Source organism: Streptomyces sp. NPDC000348 (genome assembly GCF_042898795.1).
In the GTDB taxonomy this organism is placed as follows: domain Bacteria; phylum Actinomycetota; class Actinomycetes; order Streptomycetales; family Streptomycetaceae; genus Streptomyces.
In genome coordinates, this window is the sequence record NZ_JBIAZD010000002.1 from 200,616 (window position 1) to 221,512 (window position 20,897).

Here is a 20,897-nt window from a genome sequence, read left to right on the forward strand (position 1 = left end):
AGCCGATTTCAGGGAGACTGCGCTGTGGGGGACCATGCAGGGCATCAAGGCCGCCACCCCACCCGGTGCTCCGCCAGGTGCGCCAGTACCGCGTGGTTCGCCTCCCAGCCGTCCGGGAACTTCACCAGCGTGCCCAGCTGGACCGGTTCCGTGGACGGGTAGTCGTCCAGCAGGTCGGTCACGCCCTCGCGGCAGACCACGATGCAGGCGTGGCGGTGGCGGGAGGCGAGGACGCACAGGCGGCCCGTCTCCAGGTGGAAGGCGGTGGCGTCGGGGCGGCCCGAGAGGGGGTGGAGGACGACCGTGACGTCGTACTCGCGGCCCTGGAGTCGGTTCGCCGTGTCGACGGTGACGTCCGCCGCGCCCAGTTCCGCGAGCGCCGCCCGTACGGCGGCCGCCTGGTCGCGGTGGGCGGTGCCGACGGCGATGCGGCCGGCGGTGAGGGGGGTGGGGTCCGGGGAGCGTTCGGAGGTCGCCGCGCCGCCCCGGTCGAGGAGGCGGCGGACGACCGTCGCCACCGCGTGGATCGCCTCCGGGTCCGTGCGCGGGGTGTGCCGGGCGGGGAGTTCCAGGAGGCCCCAGCCGGACTCGGCCGCCTCGTCGATCACCCGGTCCGGCGCCGAACCGTCCGACGGGACGCCGAAGGCGAGCCCGCGGTCGCCGTGGTCCGTGCCGCTGCGGAACGGCGTGTACGGGTAGAAGGCGTCCGACACCAGGGGCGCGGCGGAAGCGGGGAGCCGCCAGGACACCGGCAGGCGGTGCTGCGGCAGTCCGGGGTTGTGGGCGAGCAGGGTGGTCACGGCGGACGCGGACGGGTCGTACGACAGGCCCGCCCACTGCTCGCCGCCCACGACGGAGAAGGGGTCCAGCTGGCCCGGGTCGCCCACGAACAGCGCCCGCTCGAACAGGTTGGCCACGGCGAGCAGCGCGTCCGAGCGCATCTGGTACGCCTCGTCGACGATCGCGTGTTCCCACGGCTCGACGCCCTTGACGTGCGCCCACTTCGCCGCCGTGGAGATCACCACGGGCAGACCGGCGAGGTCGGCCGCCTTCGCCGACGTGCGGACGTGGTCCAGCGCGTCCAGCGCCTTGTCGTACGGGTCGGTGTCGCTGCTGTGCAGCCGGCCCACCGGCAGCTCGGGGTTCTTCTCGGCGAGGCGGAGGACCAGGTCGTCGACCTGTGCGTTGGTCTGCGCCACCACCATCAGGGGGCGGCCCGCCTCCGCCAGTTCCAGCGCCGCCCGCACCACCAGCGTGGACTTGCCGGCGCCGGGCGGGGAGTCGACGACGACACCGCGCGCGGCACCGCGCAGCGTGTCGCGGAGGATCGCGTCGGTGGCGCGGGCCGCGGCCGCGCCCGGGTCGAACACGGCCTGCCGGGCAGGGGCGGTCACAGCACGTCCTCCTCGGTCACCGGGTCGGCGGGCTCCGGTACGGCCTCCTCACCGGGTGGACCGCCATGGGTCCACGGGGTCTCCTCCGGGTCGGGCAGCTTCGGACCGCCGCGCGGTTCGTGCTCGAACAGCGTGAAGCACACGCGGTCGCCCTTCTCCGGGACCGAGCCCTCCTCCGGCTCCTTGCCCCGGCCCATCCTGTCCAGGACGCGCAGGACGAGCAGACCGCCCTCCGGTCCGTCCTCGTGGCCGACGAACTCCACCGTCTGCGGTTTCCCGCCCAGCGAGCGGTACGCCCGCACCCTCTCCCCGAGGTGCGGGCGGTCGTCCGTGCGGACGGTGACCAGCGGGCGCGGGCTCGGCCGCCTGCTCTCGCTGTACGCCATCACCACGTCGACCACCTCACCCGCGAACGCCTCCCCGGACAGCCGCCGGGCCGCCATCACCAGCGGGTCGTCGAGCGCCTCCTGCGCCTCCAGCCGGGCCTGTTCCCGCTCGCGCACGGCGAGCTTGTTGGCCGCGGTCACCGCGTCGTCGCGGCGCGGCTGCGGCGGCTCACCGGCCAGGACCCGGTCCCGGTGACCGGTGAACGACCAGCGGTCGCGCGTCCACCGCTCCTCGACGCGCGCGCCCTCCGGCAGCCCCGCCAGCAGGTCGAGCCCCCGCCACACCGCGTCCCAGGTGGGCCGGGTGCGGCTCTCCACCAGCGCGCGGATCTCCCGCTCGGCGGCGGTCAGCGCGCCGAGGCGGTCGTCGGCCTCCAGCCCGTCCTCCGCCGCCGCGAGCGCGGTGCGGGCGCGGTCGTAGCGCTCGATCGCCGGGGCGAGCAGCTTGTTGTCGAACGCCGGGTCGGTCGCCGGGCCCGCGGGCGGGCACACCAACTGGCCGTCGGCGTCCCGCGCCAGCTCTGCCTCCCGCGCGGCCTCCGCCCCGGAGCGCCCCCCGGGCGGGTCGATCCAGGCGAGCAGCGCCCCCAGGTGCTGGTCCTCCAGCGTGGACTGCCCGGTCGCCCAGTGCCGGGCCAGTACGTCCGTCATGGCCAGCAGCAGCGAGGAACCGGGCACCCGGGCCCGCTCCCCGAAGTGCGTCAGCCACCGCCCCAGCAACGGCACCCGGGGCGGCGCCGGGAAGGGGGCCTCCGGGTCCTGCTCCGCCGTGCGCCGGAACCGCGTGGACCGCCCCAGCAGCCGTACGAGGTCGATGCCGGCCCGGGACGGCACGATCAACTGGGGCGCGTCCGCGCACAGTTCGACCTCGACCTTGACCCGCTTGCCGGTCTCCGGGTCGGTCTCGGCGCGCTCGGCGGCCTCCACGGCGTCCGCGAAACCGTCGACGTACGGCAGCACCACGTCGGCCAGTTCGGCCAGGAACGCGAACCGCAGATCGCGGTCGCGCGGCTGCGGCACCACCAGCAGCCGCGGCGCGTCCCGGTCGGTGCCCACCAGCGCGCCGAGCGGGGCGCCCGCCTCACCGGCGGTGATGAGCGGCACGAACACCAGGGGGCGTCCGGAGAGGTGCCGGTGCCGGACGGTGGCGGCGGGCTGGGCGCGGCCGGTATGAACGGCCTCGAGCCGGGCGAGGGTGGCGATCAGCGACAAGGAGCCACCTCCGGGGCGGCCGCTCCCAGCGCCTCCGCGCGCAGGGCCGCCGCCCTGCGCAGTGCCGCCACCGCCGGGTCGTCGGGGTCACCGGCCTCCCCGCGGGCCGCCGCCAGCACCTCCCCGACCGTCGTCAGACCGCCCAGCTCCGCCCGCACCGGACGGCCCAGACGGGTCACCGCGTCCTGCGCGCGAGCCCGCTCCCGGCAGTGGAAGGCCAGCTCGCACGCGGACAGGCACTCCGGCGCGTAGGTCGCCGGGACCGACTCCACGGCCTCGGCCAGCCGCTCGGCGGGCAGCTCCGGCGAGAAGCACGTGTCCTCGGGGAGCGTGTCGGCGATCTCCTCGATCCGGGTGAGCCGGTCCAGCTGACGGGCGGTCACCGCGCGCTGCTTGCGCACGTCCACGGCGGACGCGGTGGGCAGGTTGGAGAAGTCCTTCGGGCACACCAGCAGGATCCGGTGCCGCACGCGCGGGGCCGGGTCCAGCCGCGCGGCGACCCGCTCCAGGGCCAGCACGTACACCGCCGCCTGGCGTGCCGCAGCGCCGACCTTCGCCGGGTCCGCGGCGCCGTCCAGCATCGGGAAGGACTTGATCTCCACGACCGTCCAGCTGCCGTCCGGGTGCACCACCACCGCGTCCGGCTCCAGGAAGGCGGGGGAGCCCGCGACGTCGAGCGCGAGCATGGGGTGGTCGAGCAGCGTCCACGCGCCGGGCGCCCCGGTGGCCTCGCGCAGCGCCAGCTCCGTACGGGCCGTGCGGCCCCGCGGGCCCTGGGCGGTCAGATCGGGCACGCGCGCGCCGGCGGGCGGTTCGGCCGCGCGGTCCAGCTTCTCGTGGGCGAGGCGCAGCAGTTCCGTGCCGCCGTCCGCCTTGACCTTCGCCTCGAACGCGTTGCCCCGCACGAACGCGAACTGGGACTGGCCGAAGACCGACGGCGAGCCCAGCGCGCTCGCCAGCACCGCCTTGTCCACCCCGGCGCCGTCGAGGATCGCACGCCGTCTGCAACCCGGGTTGGCGGCGAGGGCGGCCAGGGCGCGCGCGTCCAGCGCCTTGGCCGGGACCTCCGGGCCGCGCAGCTCAGCGAGCCGGTGCCGGAGCGCCTTCTCCCGCGTCCGAGGGGGAGGCACCCGATTCGGTTCCTGGTCCGTACCGCGACTCGGGGTGCCGCTGCCGTGGAATTCGCTCACCCGCGGAAGTCTGGCATTCGGCACTGACATTCGGGGAATGGGGGACGGGGGAGTCCGCCGGGGCGATCGCGGGGCGGGGCAGGAAGCGGGCCTTCGCCCGGTCCGCCCACCGCATCACGGCGGGGGTCAGCAGCAGACCGGCGCCCATGACGGCGGCGCCCGCGGCCGCGTCGAGGAAGTAGTGGTTCGCGGTGCCCATCACCACGATCGTGGTCACCAGCGGGTAGACGACGGCGGCCGTCCTCGTCAGGCGCGTGCGCCCGTACCGCCAGAGGATCACTCCGCACCACAGCGACCAGCCCACGTGCAGGCTCGGCATCGCCGCGTACTGGTTCGTCATCCCGCCGAGCCCGCGCGGGGCGCTCGCCTCGCCGCCCCACCAGCCGTACGCGCTGTAGTGGGCCATCGTGTCCACGAAGCCGTGGCTCGCGTCGAGCAGCCGGGGCGGGCAGGTGGGCAGCAGGGTGAAGCCGATCAGGCCGATGAAGGTGGACGTCATCAGCCAGGTGCGGGCGGCGCGGTAGCGCACCGCGCGGGAGCGGAACAGCCAGACGAGGAGCGCCGGGGTCACCAGGTAGTGCAGGGACGCGTACCAGAAGTCGGCGGGTATCCCGAGCCAGGGCTCACGGGTGAAGAGACGGTTCAGCGGGTGCTCGGCGTTGAGGTACAGCGCCTTCTCGATGCGCAGGATCGCCAGGCCGTGGTCGACGGCGTCGGAGACGTCGCCCCGGACCAGCAGCCGTCCCGCCGAATAGCAGGCGTACACCAGGAGGATGAGCGGCAGCTCCGTCCACCAGCGCAGCCGGGTCGCCGGGGCGGTCTCGGTGCCCGGTGTCTCGGTGTGCGGCATCCGATCGCTCCCCCTTGTTGTCCTCGCGCGGCGCTCCGTCGGCGGCCAGCCACTCTACGGTGTGCGCGCGTCCCCCGTGACACGTGTTCGGCCCCTCGGCCTCTCGGCCCCCTCGGCCTTGAGAGACGTCGGGACCGCCCTCCGGGTTGCCCGCGACCGGGGTGCGCGATGATGGAGGAGTTCCGCCTGCGAATTTTCACCCGGAAGGTCTCCCATGGCACCGCGCATTCTGCTGGCCCGGCACGGACAGACCGAATGGTCGCTGTCCGGCAAGCACACCGGCAGGACCGATGTGCCGCTCCTGGAGGAGGGCCGCCGGGGCGCCAAGCTGCTCGGTGAGCGCCTGCACCGGGCGCCGTACGAGGGGCTGCCCGACGTCGAGGTGCGCACCAGCCCGCTGTCCCGCGCGCGGGAGACCTGCGAGCTCGCCGGTTTCGGCGACCGCGCGGAGAACTGGGACACGCTCATGGAGTGGGACTACGGGGCGTACGAGGGCATGACTCCGGCCGAGATACAGGCGGTGCGGCCCGGCTGGCTGATCTGGCGGGACGGTGTTCCCGAGGGGGAGTCCCTGGCCGAGGTGGCGGCCCGTGCGGACGAGGTGGTGGCCTGGGCCCGTTCCGCCGACCGTGACGTGCTGGTCTTCGCCCACGGGCACGTGCTCCGCACGATCGGTGCGCGTTGGCTGGGCCTGCCCATCGACTTCGCGGCCCGTATCCGTCTCAACCCGACCTCCCTGTCGGTGCTGGGGTGGGCGTACGGCGAGCCGGCGGTGGAGTCCTGGAACGAGACGGGGCACCTGGCTGCTGCCTGACGCCTGACGCCTGACGCCTGACGCCTGCTGCCTGACGCCTGACGCCTGACGCCTGACGCCTGGTGCGCGGTCCGGTGCCCCGCGTCGGGGTGGGCCGGGGGTGGGGTGCGCGGCCCGGCGTTTGCGGGGTGCCTCCCCCAGAGGGGGGACCCCCAGCGCCCACCCGTGCCGCCCCAGCGGCACGACTGCCCGCGGCTGACGCGGCACGGTTGCCTGCGGCTGACGCGGCACGACTGCCCGCGGTGGCGGTTCACGTCGCGCGGGGGAGGGATTCGTGGCGGTCCAGGAAGGCCGACACGCCTGAGGCGCGTCGGTGCGGGAGGAGTACGCGGGACGTGCCCGCCAGCATCGTCCGGACCCGGGACGACTGCACCTCGTTCAGCAGGTCCAGCACCCGCATCCCGGCCTCGGCCGCCTCGTCCGGCCGCCCCCCGCGGGCCAGGTCGTCCGCCAGTTCCGCCGTGTACAGCGCGATGTTCCGCGTGAAGTGCGGGTCCTGCAGCTCGGCCGCGCGCCGCGCGTGCCGCGCCGCCCGCGGCCAGTCCCCCAGCGTCGACCAGCACTGTGCCTCCAGCCCTTCCAGCTCGGCCTCCCCGTAGAAACTCATCCACTCCGGATCCGCCTCCGAGGTCCCGCGCTCGAAGTAGGCCCCCGCCCGGGCCAGCGCCTGCTCGCAGCCCGCGCGGTCGGCGAGCCCCGCCCAGCCGCCCGCCTCCCGCAGCGCCAGCAGCGACATCAGCCGCGGGGAGCCGAGCGGACGCGCGGCCCGCTGCGCGGCCTGCGCCGCCCGCACCGCCTCCCGGGGCCGGCCCGCGTCCCGCGCGAGGAACGCCGTATTGCAGAAGGCGTGCGCCTCCACACCCTGGTCCCCGGCCATCCGCGCGGTCGCGAGCGCCTCCGCGTAGTGCGAGCGCGCGTGGTCGAAGCGGCCCGAGTCGTGCGCCAGCCAGCCCACCGAGATGGCCAGCTCACCGGCGCCCGAGTACAGCCGGTCCGCCGTCCGCTGCCGGGTCGTCCCCGCGTCCAGCAGCGCGTAGGCGGCGCGCAGGGGGGCCGCCGCGCGGCGGTAGAGCCCGTCCGCCCCGTGCCGGTCGTCCAGCAGCCGGATGCGGCGGACGGCGTCCTCCAGGGCGCCCGCGTCGCTCGCCCCCGCGCGGCGCACGGCGCGCTGCGCCGCCGAGGCGTCGGAGGCGAACCCGTACGGGCTCAGTGAGGCGGCGGCCACCGTGGCGCCCCCGCCGGTCATGAATGCGCGACGCAGCACGTCGCTCTCCTCGTGGTCGTGCGTGTCGTACGTGTCGTACCGGTCCTGCGTCTCATACGGCTCGTACGCCCCGCTGTCCTCAGTCGTGGCGTTCGCCGGGTTCCCGGTGGGGGCCGGGGGCGTGTCCCCGGCGGCCCGCGCCCCGCGCCCGCGCACCGACGAGCGGGGCGCGAAGCCCAGGTCGGTCAACGTGCGGCCGGGGAACATGTGCAGGAACACCCGTTCGTAGGCGTAGTTGGGGCAGCGGATCTCGCCCGCCTCCACCCGGTGCACGTACCGCGCGTCACAGCTGACCCGCTCGCCGATCTCGCGGGCGGCCCGCCGGACCGCCGCGGCGAACTCGGCCGGCGAGCGCGGTCCGCGCAGGTGCCGGAAGACGAGGTTCGGCCGCGGGGGCCGGGGGGGCTGGGACGAGGGCACCGTTGACGACGCCATGGCCGGGTCCTCTCTGCGAACCGTCGAACCATGCCGGGATCAGGGACATTTGTCCGTGTGACGCCCTGTTTCCGGCGGGCTAGAACGTACCTGTTGTGACGGAGTCACCACGCGGAGTTTGGCAACAATCCGGATATGTCATCCGCGATCTGCCATGAACTGCCATCCTTTGCGGCGGACTTTCGCCGTAGCCGTTGACGTTCCGGCTCGTTGAGCCCTGTGGACCGGGGGCCCGATGTGCGCGTTGGAGGCCGGGATGATGACCAGTCGGAGCAGGGATCCGTTGGAGCTGCCGAGTACGGACTGTGACGTGGTCACGGTTCCGGCACGACAGGGCCTGGAGGCGGTCGACATCCTACGGCGCGGAGCCGGGGACGCGGTGGGACCGGTGCTGCACGACGGCGGGTGCGACACCCTCGGTTTCCTGGTGCCGCCGGGGACGGCCGCGGCCTGGGACGTACCGGGCAGCGTCTGTACGGAGACCGACGGCCGTGGGCTGAGACCGGTGCCGGAGCTGCCCGTGGAGGGGGCGGACTGGCTGCTGCCGCCGGGGGAGGCGGAACCGGCGACGGATCCCGCGGTGCTGCGGGAGGCGCTGGACGAGGCCCAGCGGATCATCGCGGCCGCGGACGGGTGTGCGTGAGCGGTGGGTCCCCGCTCCCCGAACGCCGGTGGGTCCCCGCTCCTCGAACGCCGGAGGGGCTGAGGACAGCACCGGCGGATCTGAAAACATGGGGGAATGGGAAGGTCCAGGAACAGCGGGCGTGAACGGGCGACCGTCGAGGCCGTCGTCGAGCGGGTCGACGGGGGGATCGCCCGGCTCGTCCCGGACCGGGAGCGGGCGCGGGGCTGGACGCTGCTGATCGACGACGCGCCGCAGTCCCACGTCGACCTCGACGACCCGGCCCATCTGTCCTTCGAGTACCAGCGCCGGTTCGGCCACGTCGTCGACCTCGTCGCCCCGCCCGGCAAGCCCCTGCAGGCCGTGCACCTCGGCGGCGGCGCCCTCACCCTCGCCCGGTACGTCGCCGCCACCCGCCCCCGCTCCACCCAGCAGGTCGTCGAACGGGACGCGGCACTGGTACGACTGGTCCGGCGGGAACTGCCGTGGGACGCCAGGGCCCGCGTCCGGGTGCGTTCGGTGGACGCCCGTGAAGGGCTCGCCAAGGTGCCGGACGGCTGGGCCGGACTCGTCGTCGCCGACGTCTTCAGCGGGGCCCGCACCCCCGCCCACCTCACCTCGACCGAGTTCCTCGACGACGTCCGCCGGGCCCTCGCCCCCGGCGGGGTCTACGCCGCCAACCTCGCCGACGGGCCGCCGCTCGCGCACCTGCGGGGCCAGATCGCCACCGCCGCCGCCCGGTTCGCCGAACTCGCGCTGATCGCCGACCCCGCGGTGCTGCGCGGCAAACGCTTCGGCAACGCCGTCCTGGTCGCCTCCGACGCACCCCTGCCGATCGCCGAGCTGACCCGCCGGGCCGCCTCCGACCCGCACCCGGGCCGCGTCCAGCACGGCAGGGACCTCATCGACTTCACCGGCGGGGCCGCCCCCGTGACGGACCGGGCGGCGGTCGCCTCACCGGCGCCACCCCCGTCCGTCTTCCAGTGACCGGGCGGTCGGCCGACGCGTACGGATCCCGGGGCGGCCGCCCCGCCGGTGCCGCTCGCGCCCGTGGTTCCGGTGACGGAGCAGGCGCGTGCCGACCGGGCACCACCCGTCCGCGTCACCCGTGCCGGAGCCCCTCAGTACGTTCCGATCTCCACCCGCGGCGGCCCGTCGTGCCAGGTGCAGAAGACCGACACCCGGTCCGCGCCCGAGGAGAACTCCACCCGGATCCACGTCTCCGTCTTCCACACCTGCATCGACCAGCCGGCCCCCGGTGTCGCCGACACCAGTGACGCGGAGGTCTCACCGAGGTCGAACACCGCCCGGCCGCCCTTGGTGTCGTAGCCCTTCACCTCGCCGGAGGCGGTCGGAGCGGCGGGGGAGGGGGACGGCGGGGGCGTGGTCGTCCGGGACGGCCGCGGGTCCGGGTCCGGCTGGGGAGACTGCGCCCGGTCGGGCTCCGCCGGCGGTTCCCGCGTCTCCCCGGCGTCCTTCGGACCCGCCGTCGCGGAGGGCCGCCGGGTCGACGACGACACCGGCTCCGACCGCTCGGTGGCCGTGTCGGCCACCGAAATGGGCAGGGCGCGGGGCGGGTCGTAGGCGGTGCCCTTCATGACCGTGCCGACACCCCACCACGACAGCGTGACCGCCGCGCCCGTGGCGAGCAGCCAGGCCAGTACGTGTACGAGTCCTCTGCGCATCGTCGGCCCATAGTGCCCCATCCGCCTCGGCGGTGTCGTGCCCGCGGAGGTGCCCGGAGTCGTCCACCGGCCCGCCCGGCATGGCGTACGGTGCGGCGCATGGCACGTGTTCTCGTGGTCGAGGACGACCAGTTCGTACGCTCGGCGCTCATCCGGCAGCTCACCGACGCCTCGCACACCGTGCGCAGCGTGGGCACGGCGCTGGAGGCGCTGCGCGAGGTCGCCCACCACCGTTTCGACGTGGTCGTCCTGGACCTCGGACTGCCCGATCTCGACGGCTCCGAGGCCCTGAAGATGCTGCGCGGCATCACGGACGTACCGGTGATCATCGCCACCGCCCGGGACGACGAGGCCGAGGTCGTACGGCTGTTGAACGCCGGCGCGGACGACTACCTGACCAAACCGTTCTCGGTGGAGCACCTCTCGGCCCGGATGGCGGCCGTGCTGCGCCGGGCCCGGGCCGGCGGAGGGGAGGCGGCGCCCTCCCCGGTCATCAGGGTCGGCGGCCTGACCGTCGACCCGCTGCGCCGCCGGGCCGAACTGGACGGCGTGCGCCTCGACCTGACCCGGCGCGAGTTCGACCTGCTCGCCTTCCTCGCCGGGCGCCCCGGCGTGGTCGTCCCCCGCAGGGAGCTGCTCGCCGAGGTGTGGCAGCAGTCCTACGGCGACGACCAGACCATCGACGTCCATCTGTCCTGGCTGCGCCGGAAGCTGGGGGAGACCGCCGCCCGGCCCCGCTATCTGCACACCCTGCGGGGCGTCGGCGTGAAGCTGGAGCCGCCCGCCGCGCGGACGCCGCACACGCCCGGAGCGGAGCCACCGCGATGAGATGGGCCCTGGTGAAGGTGTCGCTGGCGGTGACCGCGATGGTCGTGGTCGCCTTCGCGGTGCCGCTCGGCCTGGTCGTCCGGGAGATGGCCCGCGACCGTGCCTTCGCGGGCGCCGAGCGGGAGGCGGCGGCCGTCGCCCCCGCGCTGTCCATCACCACCGACCGCGACCAGCTCGAACGCGTCGTCGCCTCCGCCGGATCCGGCACCGCGATGGCCGTGCACATCCCGGCCGGCGACGCCGGTGAGGCCCTCGACCTGGGGCAGCGGCGGGCCGCCGGGGAGGACATCGCGGCCGTGCGGAGACTGGGCCGCGCCTCCACCTCCACCGTGCCCGGCGGCTCGGCCCTGCTCCAGCCGGTCGCGCTGAGCAGCGGCGAGATCGCCGTCGTCGAGGTGTTCGTCCCCGAGTCCGAGGTCACCAACGGCGTCGGCACGGCCTGGGCGGTGCTCGCCGGGGTCGGGGTCGCCCTGATCCTCGGCTCGGTCGCGGTCGCCGACCGGCTGGGCGTACGGATGGTGCGGCCCGCGCAGCGGCTGGCCGAGGGGGCGCACGAACTGGGGGAGGGGAAGCTGGGGGCGCGGGTGCCCGAGGAGGGGCCGGACGAACTGCGGCTGGCGGCGGCGGCGTTCAACTCCATGGCCGACCAGGTCGTCCAACTCCTCGCCAACGAACGGGAACTGGCCGCCGACCTGTCCCACCGGCTGCGTACGCCGCTGACCGTGCTGCGGCTCAACGCCGCCTCCCTCGGCGACGGTCCGGCCGCCGAGCAGACCCGGGCGGCGGTCGAGCAGCTGGAGCGGGAGGTGGACACCATCATCCGCACCGCCCGCGACGCCAAGCCGCAGACGGCCGCCGCCGGACCCGGCGCCGGCTGCGACGCGGCCGAAGTGGTGCGCGAGCGGATGGCGTTCTGGTCGGCGCTCGCCGAGGACGAGGGCCGCACGTGGCGGGTGGCCGGCGCCGACCGGCCGGTGCGCATCCCCGTGGCCCGCGCCGACCTGGCCGCCGCCCTCGACGCGCTGCTCGGCAACGTCTTCCGGCACACCGCCGAGGGCACCGCGTTCGCGGTCGACGTGCACAACGCCGAGGACGCGGTGATCGTCCTGGTCTCCGACGCGGGCCCCGGCATACCCGACCCCGAGGCGGCGATGGCCCGCGGCCGGGGCTCCGGCAGCGACGGCTCCACCGGGCTCGGCCTGGACATCGTGCGCCGGCTCGCCGAGTCCACCGGCGGGGACGTGCGGATCGGCTCGTCCGTACTGGGCGGGACCGAGGTACGGATCTGGATCCAGCTCGACGGGCGCGCACGGGCACCCCGGCGGCGCGGGCACCGGGGGAGCGTGCGCCGGCGTCGCGTGCCGGTCCGCCTCGCCGGGTCCTTTAACCGGTCCCGATCCCTTCCTTAAGCGCACCCTAAGATCACCGACGGCCTCCCGGATCAGGAAGTTTGTCCGAATCCGGCTCGCTAGCGTGCTGCCGCACCCCCCGAACGGCAACGAAGGCAGGCACGCGATGAGCACGCACCGGCGCAGGGTCAGCGGCAGGAACAAGGCGATCGGCGGCGTGGTCGCCGCGGCCGTCGCGGGCGGCGGCGCGTTCCTGTTCACCGGCACCGCCCAGGCGGCCGGTGTGGGCGCGGCGTACAGCAGGACCAGCGAGTGGTCGACCGGCTACACCGCCCAGTACGTGGTGACCAACAACGGCGCTGAGCGCAGCCGGGACTGGAAGCTGGAGTTCGACCTGCCCGCCGGCACCGGGCTCGGCTCGCTGTGGAACGCCGAGTCCCGGGTGAGCGGCCGGCACGTCACCGTGCGGTCGGCCACGTGGGACACCGACGGCCTGGCCCCCGGCGAGTCCGTCACCGTCGGCTTCGTCGCCAAGGGCGGCGGCGATCCGACCGGCTGCCTGGTCGACGGCGCCGAGTGCGGCACGGACGGCGCCCCCGCGCCCGAACCCAGCGGCCGTCCCACCGACGCCCCCACCCCCACCACCGGGCCGACCCCCACCGAGGAGCCGACGGCGACCGAGGAGCCGACCGCCGGGCCCACCGGGAGCACCGGCACGGGCACCGACGCCGGTTTCGCGCCCTACGTCGACACCTCCCTCTTCCCCGCCTTCGACCTGGTCGCGAGCGCCGAGGCGACCGGCGTGAAGGACTACAACCTCGCCTTCGTCACCGACGGCGGCGGCTGCACCCCGAAGTGGGGCGGCGTCAGCGGCCTCGGCGACAACGCCGTGGCCGGCCAGATCGGCGCGCTGCGCGCCCTGGGCGGCGACGTCCGGGTCTCCTTCGGCGGCGCGGCCGGCTCCGAACTGGGCACCACCTGCGCCTCGGCGGACGCGCTGGCCGCGGCGTACGAGAAGGTCGTGGACGCCTACGGCCTCACCAAGGTCGACTTCGACGTCGAGGGCGGCGCCCTGCCGAACGCGGCGGCCAACACCCGCCGGGCCCGGGCGATCGCGAAGCTCCAGAAGGACCACCCCGGCCTGGACGTCTCCTTCACCCTCCCGGTGATGCCGGAGGGCCTCACCCAGGACGGCGTGAACCTCCTCGCCGACGCGAAGGAGAACGGCGTGCGGATCGACGCCGTCAACATCATGGCGATGGACTACGGGCCGGCGTACGGCGGCGACATGGGCACCTACGCCGAGCAGGCCGCCACCGCCACCCAGGCCCAGATCAAGGGCGTCCTCGCACTGAGCGACGCCGACGCCTGGAAGACGGTCGCCGTCACCCCCATGATCGGCGTCAACGACGTCGTCACCGAGGTCTTCGGGGTCGACGACGCCACCCAGCTGGTGGAGTTCGCCGAGTCCAGGGGCCTGGGTTGGCTGTCCATGTGGTCCGGCACCCGTGACCGGCAGTGCGCCGGCGGCCCGAAGCCGGCCGCCGACCCCACCTGCAGCTCGATCCTCCAGGACGAGTTCGCCTTCACGAAGGCGTTCGCGGCCCGCGGGTGAACCGCTCGGTGAAACGGGGCGCGGCACTCCCCCAGGGTGCCGCGCCCGCCCCCCGTCCCCCGGAGCGGGAACCGGTCAGATGTGCTCCGGCTCCGGAAGCGTTCCCGACTTCGCGGCCCGCGCGTACCACAGGGCGCTGGACTTCGGGGTCCGCTGCTGGGTCACGTAGTCGACGTACACCGCGCCGAAGCGCTTGTCGTAGCCGTACGCCCACTCGAAGTTGTCCATCAGGGACCACAGGAAGTAGCCGCGCACGTCCGCGCCGTCGGCGATGGCCCGGCGCACCTCCGAGAGGTGGCCGTGGAGATAGGCGACGCGCTCCGGGTCGTGCACCTTGCCGTCGGAGTCCGGCTTGTCGTCGTAGGCCGCGCCGTTCTCCGTGATGTAGATCGGCAGTCCGGGCGCCTCACGGTGGTAGCGCATGATCAGCTCGTGCAGGCCCGTCGGGTCGACGGACCAGCCCATCTCGGTCTGCTCGCCCGGCGACTGGTGGAAGGCGACGTCGTCCGCGGCGGGCCACGGCGAGTGCTCGCTCGCCCCGTGACCGTCGGCCCGCGGCCCCTTCGCGTCCGGGTCCGCCGCCGACACCAGGGTGGGCGTGTAGTAGTTGAGGCCGAGCGCGTCCAGCGGCTGGTGGATCAGCTCCAGGTCGCCGTCGAGGACGTACGACCAGTCGGTGAGCGACGAGGTCGCCTCCAGCAGCGTCTGGGGGTAGGCGCCGTGCAGGATCGGGCCGTGGAAGATGCCGCTGGAGAGGTCGTCGATCTTGCGCGCCGCCGCCACGTCCGCCGGGTCGCTCGGCGAAAGGGGCCGCACCACGGAGGAGTTGAGGCTGAGCGCGACCGAGTTGCGGGCCGGCATCACCGAGCGCAGGGCCTTGGCGCCCAGGCCGTGGGCCAGGTTCAGGTGGTGGGCGGCCTTCAGCGCGGCCGCCGGGTCGGTGCGGCCGGGGGCGTGCACCCCGGAGGCGTACCCCAGGAAGGCGCTGCACCAGGGCTCGTTGAGCGTGATCCACTGCTCCACCCGGTCGCCGAGCGCCTCGCCGACGATCCCCGCGTACTCCGCGAAGCGGTACGCGGTGTCGCGCTCCGGCCAGCCGCCCGCGTCCTCCAGCTCCTGCGGCAGGTCCCAGTGGTAGAGGGTGACGGCCGGCTTGATGCCCTTCGCCAGCAGCTCGTCGACCAGCCGGCGGTAGAAGTCCAGACCGCGCTGCACGGCGGGGCCGCGGCCGGTCGGCTGCACCCGCGACCAGGAGACGGAGAAGCGGTAGGCGCTCAGGTTCAGGTCCGCCATCATCGCCACGTCGTCGCGGTAGCGGTGGTAGTGGTCGACAGCGATGTCACCTGTCTCGCCGCCGGCCGTCTTGCCCGGCGTATGGCTGAAGGTGTCCCAGATGGAAGGCGTGCGCCCGTCCTCCCGCACCGCCCCCTCGATCTGGTACGCGGAGGTCGCGGCGCCCCAGAGGAAGGCGGGAGGAAAGGTCACCGGGGTCGCCGGCGTTGCGGAGTCAGACATGGAAGCGCTCCCATAGAGGTCGTGGAAGACCGACGAGTACGAAAAGGAGGGGGAGGAGGGGCCGAGGCGGCGGTGACCCGGCCCCCAGGGGTACGAAGGTGCGGCGGGCGTCAGCCCTTGACGGCGCCCTGCATGATGCCGCCCACGATCTGCTTGCCGAAGATCGCGAAGACCAGCAGCAGGGGCAGCGTACCCAGCAGCGCACCCGCCATGATCAGGGACTGGTCCGGGGTGTACCCCCGGCCGAGGCCCGCGACCGCCACCTGCACGGTCGGGCTGCCGGTCTGGGTCAGCACCAGGAACGGCCACAGGAAGTCGTTCCAGGTCTGCACGAACATCAGCATGCCGAGCACGGCCATCGCCGGCCGCGCGGCCGGGAACACCACGTGCCACACCACGCGCCAGCTGCTCGCGCCGTCCACCCGGGCGGCCTCGATGACCTCGTCCGGCAGCGCCTGCAGCAGGTACTGCCGCATGAAGAACACGCCGAACGCGCTCACCAGCGACGGGAAGATGACCGCTTGGAGCTGGTCGGACCAGTCGAGCTTGGCGACCATCATGTACAGCGGGATGATGCTGAGCTGCGGCGGCACCATCATCGTGCCGATCACGATCAGCATCAGCGCGTTGCGGCCCTTGAAGCGCAGCTTGGCGAAGGCGAACCCGGCGATCGTCGACAGCACGACGATGGTCACCGCCGAAATGCCCGCCACGATCGTGGTGTTGAGGAAGGCCTCACCGAGGTTGGCGTCCTTCCAGGCGATCTCCAGGTTCTTGAACAGGTTGGAACCGAACCAGAACGGCGGCGGGTTCTGCGCCAGCCGCTGGGTGTCCCGGGAAGCGGCGATCGCGGTCCACACCAGCGGGAACAGCGACACGATCGTGAACACGATCAGGATCGCGTACGCGATCGGACCGCCGTGCAGCGTTCCGCCGGCCCGCGCCGACTTCGGCAGGCGCGGGCGCTTGGACTCCTTGGCGGGCGTGGTCTCGGGGGGCGTCACAGTCGTCGTCACGGCCACAACTCCTTAACTGCTGGCGCGCAGCCGGCGCGAGATGAGCTGGTTGATGATGCCGATGACGATCAGGATCGCGAACATCGTCCAGGCGATCGCCGAGGCACGGCCCAGGTGCTGGTTGACCCAGCCCTGTTCGTACAGGTACAGGCCGAGCGTCTGGAACTGGTGCTCCGCGCCGCCGGACGCGCCCTTGTTGGCGTCGAACAGCAGCGGCTCCCCGAAGACCTGGCTGGCGCCGATGGTGGAGACCACCACCGTGAACAGGATCGTCGGACGCAGCGAGGGCAGCGTCACGTGGATGAACTGCTTCCAGCGGCTGGCGCCGTCCAGCGCCGCCGACTCGTACAGGTCCTGCGGGATCGCCTGCATCGCGGCCAGGTAGATCAGCGCGTTGTAGCCGGTCCAGCGCCAGATGATGATCGCCGAGACGGCGAACTGCGAGGGCCACTTGTCGCCCTGCCAGTCGACCGGGTCGATCCCGACGAGGTCGAGCGCCCAGTTGATCATGCCGTAGTCGTAACCGAAGAGCAGCACGAACACCAGGGAGGCGGAGGCGATCGAGGTGGCGTACGGCGCGAGCATCGCGACCCGGTAGAAGGTCGAGGCCCGCAGCTTGTAGTTGAGGATGTGGGCGATGCCCATCGCCATCAGCAGCTGCGGAACGGTTGCGATGATGCCGATGGTCAGGGTGTTCTTCGCCGCGTTCCAGAAGAACTCGTCGTCGAAGATCCGGGTGTAGTTCTTCATCCCGACCCAGCTCATGTCGGTCGGGGCGGTCAGCTCCACCTGGTGCAGCGAGGCCCAGCCCGTGTAGAGCAGCGGGAACAGGCCGAAGGCGAGGAAGAGCAGGAAGAACGGCGAGACGAACGCGTACGGGCTCCAGCGCATGTCGCGCTGCCAGCGCCGGGAGAGCTTGGCCCGGCGTCGCTGTTCCTTGTCCGCGGGCGTGGAGCTCCCGGGCGGACGGCCCGGGGCCGCGCCCCCCTTGACGGGGAGCGCGGCGGTGTCGTGGCGGGTGGCCATGCGGGTCACTTGTCCAGGCTGTTGTCGATGGTCTTGGTGGCCGTCTCCCAGGCCTCATCGGGGGACTTGCCCTTGGTCACCAGGATGACGCCGTTGTCCGTCAGACCCTGCTGGATGATCTGGTCCTTCGGGCCGATGACCTGGTCCGGGATCTGCTTGGCGGCCTCGGAGAAGATCTCGCCGATCGGGGAGTCACCGGTCATCTCGTTCTTCGCGCCGGTCACCTCGGGGCTGTCGTACGCGCCCGGGGTGCTCGGGAAGCTGCCCTGCACCTTGAACAGCTTCGTCTGCTGCTCGGGCGCGGTCAGCCAGGCCACCAGCTTCTGCGCCTCCTCGACGTTCTTGCCGCTCTTCGGCACGCCCAGGAAGGAGCCGCCCCAGTTGCCGGACTTGGGCGCCACGGCCACGTCCCACTTGCCGGCGGCCTCCGGCTGCGACTTGCCCTTGATGTAGCCGAGCATCCACGGCGGGCAGGCGACGGTGGCGAACTTGCTGTTGGCGATGGTCGTGTCCCAGGCCGGCTGGAACTGCGTCTGCGACTGGACCAGGCCCTTCTCGGCGGCCTCGGCGGTCAGGTCGAAGGCGTCCTTGACGGCCGGGTTGGTCTTGTAGACGACCTCGCCGGAGGAGTCGTAGAACTTCTCCTTCTCACTGCTGAGGACGGCGTTGAGCAGGCCACCGGGGGAGTCCATGAAGAAGGTGTCCTTGCCGGCCTTCTTCTTGTACTTCTCGCCGGTCTCGATGAACTTGTTCCAGTCACCGGCCCACAGCTTGCCGACCTCCTCGCGGTCGGTCGGCAGGCCGGCCTTCTCGAAGAGGTCCTTGCGGTAACAGATCGCCATCGGGCCGATGTCGGTGCCGAGAGCGACGGTCTGGCCGTCCTTGGTGGTGGCCTGCTGCCACTTCCAGCTGAGCCAGTTGCTCTTGTCCACGCCCTCGGCCTTGGACATGTCCGCGAACTTGTCCGCCTGGGTGCCGACGATCTCGGCGATGTTGGCGATCTCGATGGCCTGGATGTCCATCAGACCGCTGTTGGTGGTGAGGTGGTTGAGCAGCGGCGGGTAGTAGTTCTCGTTCCGCTCGATGACGTTCTGCTCGATCTTGATGTCCGGGTTCAGCTTCTCGTACTCGGCGTAGAGACCGGCTTCCTTGAAGCCCATGGTGCCGAAGAGACCCAGGGTGATCGTGGTCTTGCCCTCGCCGCCCGACGAGGAGTCGGAGTCGTCGTCTCCGCCGTCGTCGGCACAGCCGGCCAGCAGCCCGGTGCCCAGCGACACCACGGCCGCTATGGCCAGCGCCTTACGGGCGATGGGCTTCCCCCCGCCCGACCGCTGACGAGAGAGGGGGAGGGTACGTGCTCGCATTGCGTCCTCCTGTTGCCCTGACGTGCCGACCCCCCGGCCAACGGCATTGTTGGGCCCGTATCTTGCTCGCTGCGGCTCGGGCGGGGAACGTGCGGGTTGTGTATGTGTCAGGTACCGTGGGAGCGCTCCCACAAGTGATGTGTTGAAGAGTCGCGGGTCCGGGCGGGGGTGTCAAGGGAACAGACGCGGCAAAGTGCCTTCAGTTATCTGCCTGTTAACTTGACGCCGGACCCCCGCCCCCGGAAACCCGCGGTCCGCCGGAGGCACTCCTGGCGGTGGCCGCCGTCACCGACGGGGCTGTTACATTCCAGGCCAGCGTGACATACGACGGAAGGCGGAGCCGATGGCAAGCCACGGAGCGCGGGGCCGGAGCGGCGGCCGGCCCACCCTCGAAGAGGTGGCCGCGCGCGCCGGCGTCGGCCGCGGCACGGTCTCCCGGGTGATCAACGGTTCGCCCCGGGTGAGCGACGCCACACGCGCCGCCGTCGAAGCCGCGGTCGCCGAGCTCGGTTACGTCCCGAACACGGCCGCCCGCGCCCTGGCCGCCAACCGCACGGACGCCATCGCCCTCGTCGTGCCCGAGCCGGAGACCCGGTTCTTCGCCGAGCCGTACTTCTCCGACATGCTCCGGGGCGTCGGCGCGGCGATCTCCGACACCGAGATGCAGCTGCTGCTGATCTTCGCGGGCAGCGACCGGGAACGGCAGCGGCTCGCGGAGTACCTCGCCGCCCACCGGGTGGACGGCGTCCTGCTGGTCTCGGTGCACGCCGACGACCCGCTGCCCGACATGCTGTCCCAGCTGGAGATCCCGGCCGTGATCAGCGGCCCCCGCTCGGCCGCCGAGACGCTCACCTCCGTGGACTCGGACAACTACGGCGGCGCCCGCCAGGCCGTCGAACACCTCATCGGCCGGGGCCGGCGCACCATCGCCCACATCACCGGCCGCCTCGACGTGTACGGCGCCCAGCGGCGCATCGACGGCTACCGCGACGCCCTGCGCGACGCGGGCCACGAGGTGGACGAGCTGCTGATCGAACCGGGCGACTTCTCCGAGGACGGCGGCCGGCGCGCGATGGCGGCCCTGCTGGAGCGCCGCCCCGACCTGGACGCCGTCTTCGCCGCCTCGGACGTCACCGCGGCCGGCGCCCGGCACGCCCTGCGCGACGCGGGCCGCCGCATCCCCGACGACGTGGCCCTGGTCGGCTACGACGACTCGGCCATCGCCCGCCACATGGACCCGCCGCTGACCAGCGTGCGCCAGCCGATCCAGGAGATGGGCCGCACGATGATCGACCTCCTCCTCGCGGAGGTCGCCGACCGCCGCCCACCGGCCTCCCGGGAGCTGGAGCGGCGCCAGATGGTGCTGGCCACGGAACTGGTGGCCCGCGCCTCGTCGTGACGCCTCAGCGCTCCGTGCCGGGGGCCGGGTCCTTCAGGACCGCCTCGGCGTGCAAGGTGGGGGCGACGACGCGGAGGTGTGCCCCGCGCTCCCACCACCGGGGGTCGGTGGCCCGCTCGTACTCCTTGCGCAGGCCGGCCGGGACCAGGCCCAGGCGCCGGTCCGGCAGTGGTCTGCCGTTGGCCCCGGCCCAGGCGCTGATCTCCTCGAAGTCCTCCGCCGGTGAACCCATGACCGCGTACACGGGGAGGCGGTCCTCGGTGAGCACGGTGCGGGGGAGGGAGAGGCCGAGGCGCTTCTCGAAGACGGCCAGGCCGCGGCGCCCGCGTTCGGCGTAGTCGTAGTCGCCGGTCTCGCGGTACGTGTCCCCGTCGGGGTTCAGGATTCCGGCGGCCACCAGGTCCGGCAGGAACAGATCGCACTCCCGGCCCCAGCGGATGCGCTCCTCGCACAGCCCGTACCCGCAGACGGTGCGGCCGTCGCGCGCGTACAGGACGGTGGTGGGCGGGTGCTCCGAGTTGTAGTGGTAGTGGACGGCCTCCACGCCGTCGCGCGAGACCTCCTCCAGCCGGTTCAGGTAGCAGCCGTAGAGGACGGCGAACGCCCAGCCGGCGTGCTCGCCGACGCGGACCACGGCGCTGTCCGGCCCGGAGTAGCCGTCGACCTCGAGGTCGGCGATCTCGGCGTCGGTCATCGGCCCGGTGGCCGCTCCGCGCCGCGCCCCCATGCGGACCGCCAGCTCCTCGGCGTCGATGCCGCGCGCGAAGTGCACGTCGAACATCCACCCGGAACTCGTCACCGCGCCGACCATCCACTGCACACCGTCGCTCATGTGCCCTCCCCTATGGCGGTGAGCAGGCCCCTTGCCCGCTCACCGACGACCCTAGGGCGGCCCACTGACATGACGGTGGCGGAGACGAGTTCAGCCGGTGA

18 protein-coding genes are annotated in these 20,897 nt (G+C 73.2%); 7 read left to right on the forward strand and 11 right to left on the reverse strand.

The window, feature by feature from the left end; genetic code table 11:
• Positions 1-44: 44 nt before the first annotated feature.
• Genes ACFY3N_RS04805 through ACFY3N_RS04820 form a run of 4 tightly spaced genes read right to left on the reverse strand, consistent with a single transcriptional unit; the run spans position 45 to position 5,032 of the window.
• Entirely contained in the window at positions 45-1,394 is a 1,350-nt protein-coding gene (locus tag ACFY3N_RS04805) for an AAA domain-containing protein (RefSeq protein ID WP_390815199.1), read from the reverse strand.
• Positions 1,391-2,992 (reverse strand): hypothetical protein, encoded by a 1,602-nt coding sequence (locus ACFY3N_RS04810; RefSeq protein ID WP_390815200.1) that lies wholly within the window; start codon positions 2,990-2,992, stop codon positions 1,391-1,393. The genes ACFY3N_RS04805 and ACFY3N_RS04810 overlap by 4 nt, the downstream gene beginning before the upstream one ends.
• Complete coding sequence (locus ACFY3N_RS04815) at positions 2,983-4,122, reverse strand: hypothetical protein (RefSeq protein ID WP_390815201.1); 1,140 nt, start codon at positions 4,120-4,122, stop codon at positions 2,983-2,985. The genes ACFY3N_RS04810 and ACFY3N_RS04815 overlap by 10 nt, the downstream gene beginning before the upstream one ends.
• Positions 4,073-5,032, reverse strand: a complete 960-nt coding sequence (locus ACFY3N_RS04820; protein WP_390815202.1) for a phosphatase PAP2 family protein — start codon at positions 5,030-5,032, stop codon at positions 4,073-4,075. The genes ACFY3N_RS04815 and ACFY3N_RS04820 overlap by 50 nt, the downstream gene beginning before the upstream one ends.
• Positions 5,033-5,246: 214 nt before the next feature.
• Between ACFY3N_RS04820 and ACFY3N_RS04825 the strand changes: the two genes are divergently transcribed.
• The gene (locus tag ACFY3N_RS04825) at positions 5,247-5,846 is read left to right on the forward strand and encodes a histidine phosphatase family protein (protein WP_390815203.1); all 600 of its coding nucleotides are present in this window, start codon (positions 5,247-5,249) and stop codon (positions 5,844-5,846) included.
• A gap of 250 nt (positions 5,847-6,096) precedes the next feature.
• On the opposite strand, the gene ACFY3N_RS04830 is transcribed toward ACFY3N_RS04825, so the two are convergent.
• Complete coding sequence (locus tag ACFY3N_RS04830) at positions 6,097-7,545, reverse strand: hypothetical protein (protein WP_390815204.1); 1,449 nt, start codon at positions 7,543-7,545, stop codon at positions 6,097-6,099.
• 256 nt (positions 7,546-7,801) lie between these two features.
• Between ACFY3N_RS04830 and ACFY3N_RS04835 the strand changes: the two genes are divergently transcribed.
• Positions 7,802-8,188: a hypothetical protein gene (locus ACFY3N_RS04835; protein WP_390815205.1), complete on the forward strand. Its 387-nt coding sequence runs from the start codon at positions 7,802-7,804 to the stop codon at positions 8,186-8,188.
• 96 nt (positions 8,189-8,284) lie between these two features.
• The gene (locus ACFY3N_RS04840) at positions 8,285-9,154 is read left to right on the forward strand and encodes a spermidine synthase (protein ID WP_390815206.1); all 870 of its coding nucleotides are present in this window, start codon (positions 8,285-8,287) and stop codon (positions 9,152-9,154) included.
• A gap of 134 nt (positions 9,155-9,288) precedes the next feature.
• On the opposite strand, the gene ACFY3N_RS04845 is transcribed toward ACFY3N_RS04840, so the two are convergent.
• Positions 9,289-9,852 carry a hypothetical protein gene (locus ACFY3N_RS04845; RefSeq protein ID WP_390815207.1) on the reverse strand — a complete coding sequence of 188 codons (564 nt, stop codon included), beginning with the start codon at positions 9,850-9,852 and terminating at the stop codon, positions 9,289-9,291.
• Positions 9,853-9,951: 99 nt separating this feature from the next.
• Between ACFY3N_RS04845 and ACFY3N_RS04850 the strand changes: the two genes are divergently transcribed.
• The 3 genes from ACFY3N_RS04850 to ACFY3N_RS04860 all read left to right on the forward strand — a co-directional run bounded on the left by ACFY3N_RS04850 (position 9,952) and on the right by ACFY3N_RS04860 (position 13,644).
• The gene (locus tag ACFY3N_RS04850) at positions 9,952-10,680 is read left to right on the forward strand and encodes a response regulator transcription factor (RefSeq protein WP_390815208.1); all 729 of its coding nucleotides are present in this window, start codon (positions 9,952-9,954) and stop codon (positions 10,678-10,680) included.
• A complete protein-coding gene (locus ACFY3N_RS04855; protein ID WP_390815209.1) occupies positions 10,677-12,089 on the forward strand; it encodes a sensor histidine kinase in 1,413 nt (470 codons plus the stop codon). Before ACFY3N_RS04850 ends, ACFY3N_RS04855 begins: the two co-directional genes overlap by 4 nt.
• 106 nt (positions 12,090-12,195) lie before the next feature.
• Positions 12,196-13,644 carry a cellulose binding domain-containing protein gene (locus ACFY3N_RS04860; protein WP_390815210.1) on the forward strand — a complete coding sequence of 483 codons (1,449 nt, stop codon included), beginning with the start codon at positions 12,196-12,198 and terminating at the stop codon, positions 13,642-13,644.
• 75 nt (positions 13,645-13,719) lie between these two features.
• Here the strand turns inward: ACFY3N_RS04860 and ACFY3N_RS04865 are convergent, their stop codons facing one another.
• From ACFY3N_RS04865 to ACFY3N_RS04880, 4 genes are all read right to left on the reverse strand, one after another.
• The gene (locus ACFY3N_RS04865; protein WP_390815211.1) at positions 13,720-15,159 is read right to left on the reverse strand and encodes a GH1 family beta-glucosidase; all 1,440 of its coding nucleotides are present in this window, start codon (positions 15,157-15,159) and stop codon (positions 13,720-13,722) included.
• 110 nt (positions 15,160-15,269) lie between these two features.
• Positions 15,270-16,175, reverse strand: coding sequence for a carbohydrate ABC transporter permease (locus tag ACFY3N_RS04870; RefSeq protein WP_390815212.1), 906 nt, complete (start codon positions 16,173-16,175; stop codon positions 15,270-15,272).
• Between the two features lie 12 nt (positions 16,176-16,187).
• Positions 16,188-17,201: a carbohydrate ABC transporter permease gene (locus ACFY3N_RS04875; protein ID WP_390815555.1), complete on the reverse strand. Its 1,014-nt coding sequence runs from the start codon at positions 17,199-17,201 to the stop codon at positions 16,188-16,190.
• A 5-nt stretch (positions 17,202-17,206) separates the two neighbouring features.
• Complete coding sequence (locus tag ACFY3N_RS04880) at positions 17,207-18,565, reverse strand: ABC transporter substrate-binding protein (RefSeq protein ID WP_390815213.1); 1,359 nt, start codon at positions 18,563-18,565, stop codon at positions 17,207-17,209.
• A 343-nt stretch (positions 18,566-18,908) separates the two neighbouring features.
• Here ACFY3N_RS04880 and ACFY3N_RS04885 point away from each other — a divergent pair, with 343 nt between their 5' ends.
• A complete protein-coding gene (locus ACFY3N_RS04885; protein WP_390815214.1) occupies positions 18,909-19,964 on the forward strand; it encodes a LacI family DNA-binding transcriptional regulator in 1,056 nt (351 codons plus the stop codon).
• A 4-nt stretch (positions 19,965-19,968) separates the two neighbouring features.
• On the opposite strand, the gene ACFY3N_RS04890 is transcribed toward ACFY3N_RS04885, so the two are convergent.
• The gene (locus ACFY3N_RS04890; RefSeq protein ID WP_390815215.1) at positions 19,969-20,796 is read right to left on the reverse strand and encodes a hypothetical protein; all 828 of its coding nucleotides are present in this window, start codon (positions 20,794-20,796) and stop codon (positions 19,969-19,971) included.
• Positions 20,797-20,897 lie beyond the last annotated feature (101 nt).

What these genes read in the sequence shown, in the direction of transcription:
- ACFY3N_RS04820 (WP_390815202.1), bottom strand. Translation starts at nt 5,032, where the DNA reads ATGCCGCACACCGAGACACCGGGCACCGAGACCGCCCCGGCGACCCGG.
- ACFY3N_RS04825 (WP_390815203.1), top strand. Translation starts at nt 5,247, where the DNA reads ATGGCACCGCGCATTCTGCTGGCCCGGCACGGACAGACCGAATGGTCG.
- ACFY3N_RS04830 (WP_390815204.1), bottom strand. Translation starts at nt 7,545, where the DNA reads ATGGCGTCGTCAACGGTGCCCTCGTCCCAGCCCCCCCGGCCCCCGCGG.
- ACFY3N_RS04835 (WP_390815205.1), top strand. Translation starts at nt 7,802, where the DNA reads ATGATGACCAGTCGGAGCAGGGATCCGTTGGAGCTGCCGAGTACGGAC.
- ACFY3N_RS04840 (WP_390815206.1), top strand. Translation starts at nt 8,285, where the DNA reads ATGGGAAGGTCCAGGAACAGCGGGCGTGAACGGGCGACCGTCGAGGCC.
- ACFY3N_RS04845 (WP_390815207.1), bottom strand. Translation starts at nt 9,852, where the DNA reads ATGCGCAGAGGACTCGTACACGTACTGGCCTGGCTGCTCGCCACGGGC.
- ACFY3N_RS04850 (WP_390815208.1), top strand. Translation starts at nt 9,952, where the DNA reads ATGGCACGTGTTCTCGTGGTCGAGGACGACCAGTTCGTACGCTCGGCG.
- ACFY3N_RS04855 (WP_390815209.1), top strand. Translation starts at nt 10,677, where the DNA reads ATGAGATGGGCCCTGGTGAAGGTGTCGCTGGCGGTGACCGCGATGGTC.
- ACFY3N_RS04860 (WP_390815210.1), top strand. Translation starts at nt 12,196, where the DNA reads ATGAGCACGCACCGGCGCAGGGTCAGCGGCAGGAACAAGGCGATCGGC.
- ACFY3N_RS04865 (WP_390815211.1), bottom strand. Translation starts at nt 15,159, where the DNA reads ATGTCTGACTCCGCAACGCCGGCGACCCCGGTGACCTTTCCTCCCGCC.
- ACFY3N_RS04875 (WP_390815555.1), bottom strand. Translation starts at nt 17,201, where the DNA reads ATGGCCACCCGCCACGACACCGCCGCGCTCCCCGTCAAGGGGGGCGCG.
- ACFY3N_RS04880 (WP_390815213.1), bottom strand. Translation starts at nt 18,565, where the DNA reads ATGCGAGCACGTACCCTCCCCCTCTCTCGTCAGCGGTCGGGCGGGGGG.
- ACFY3N_RS04885 (WP_390815214.1), top strand. Translation starts at nt 18,909, where the DNA reads ATGGCAAGCCACGGAGCGCGGGGCCGGAGCGGCGGCCGGCCCACCCTC.
- ACFY3N_RS04890 (WP_390815215.1), bottom strand. Translation starts at nt 20,796, where the DNA reads ATGAGCGACGGTGTGCAGTGGATGGTCGGCGCGGTGACGAGTTCCGGG.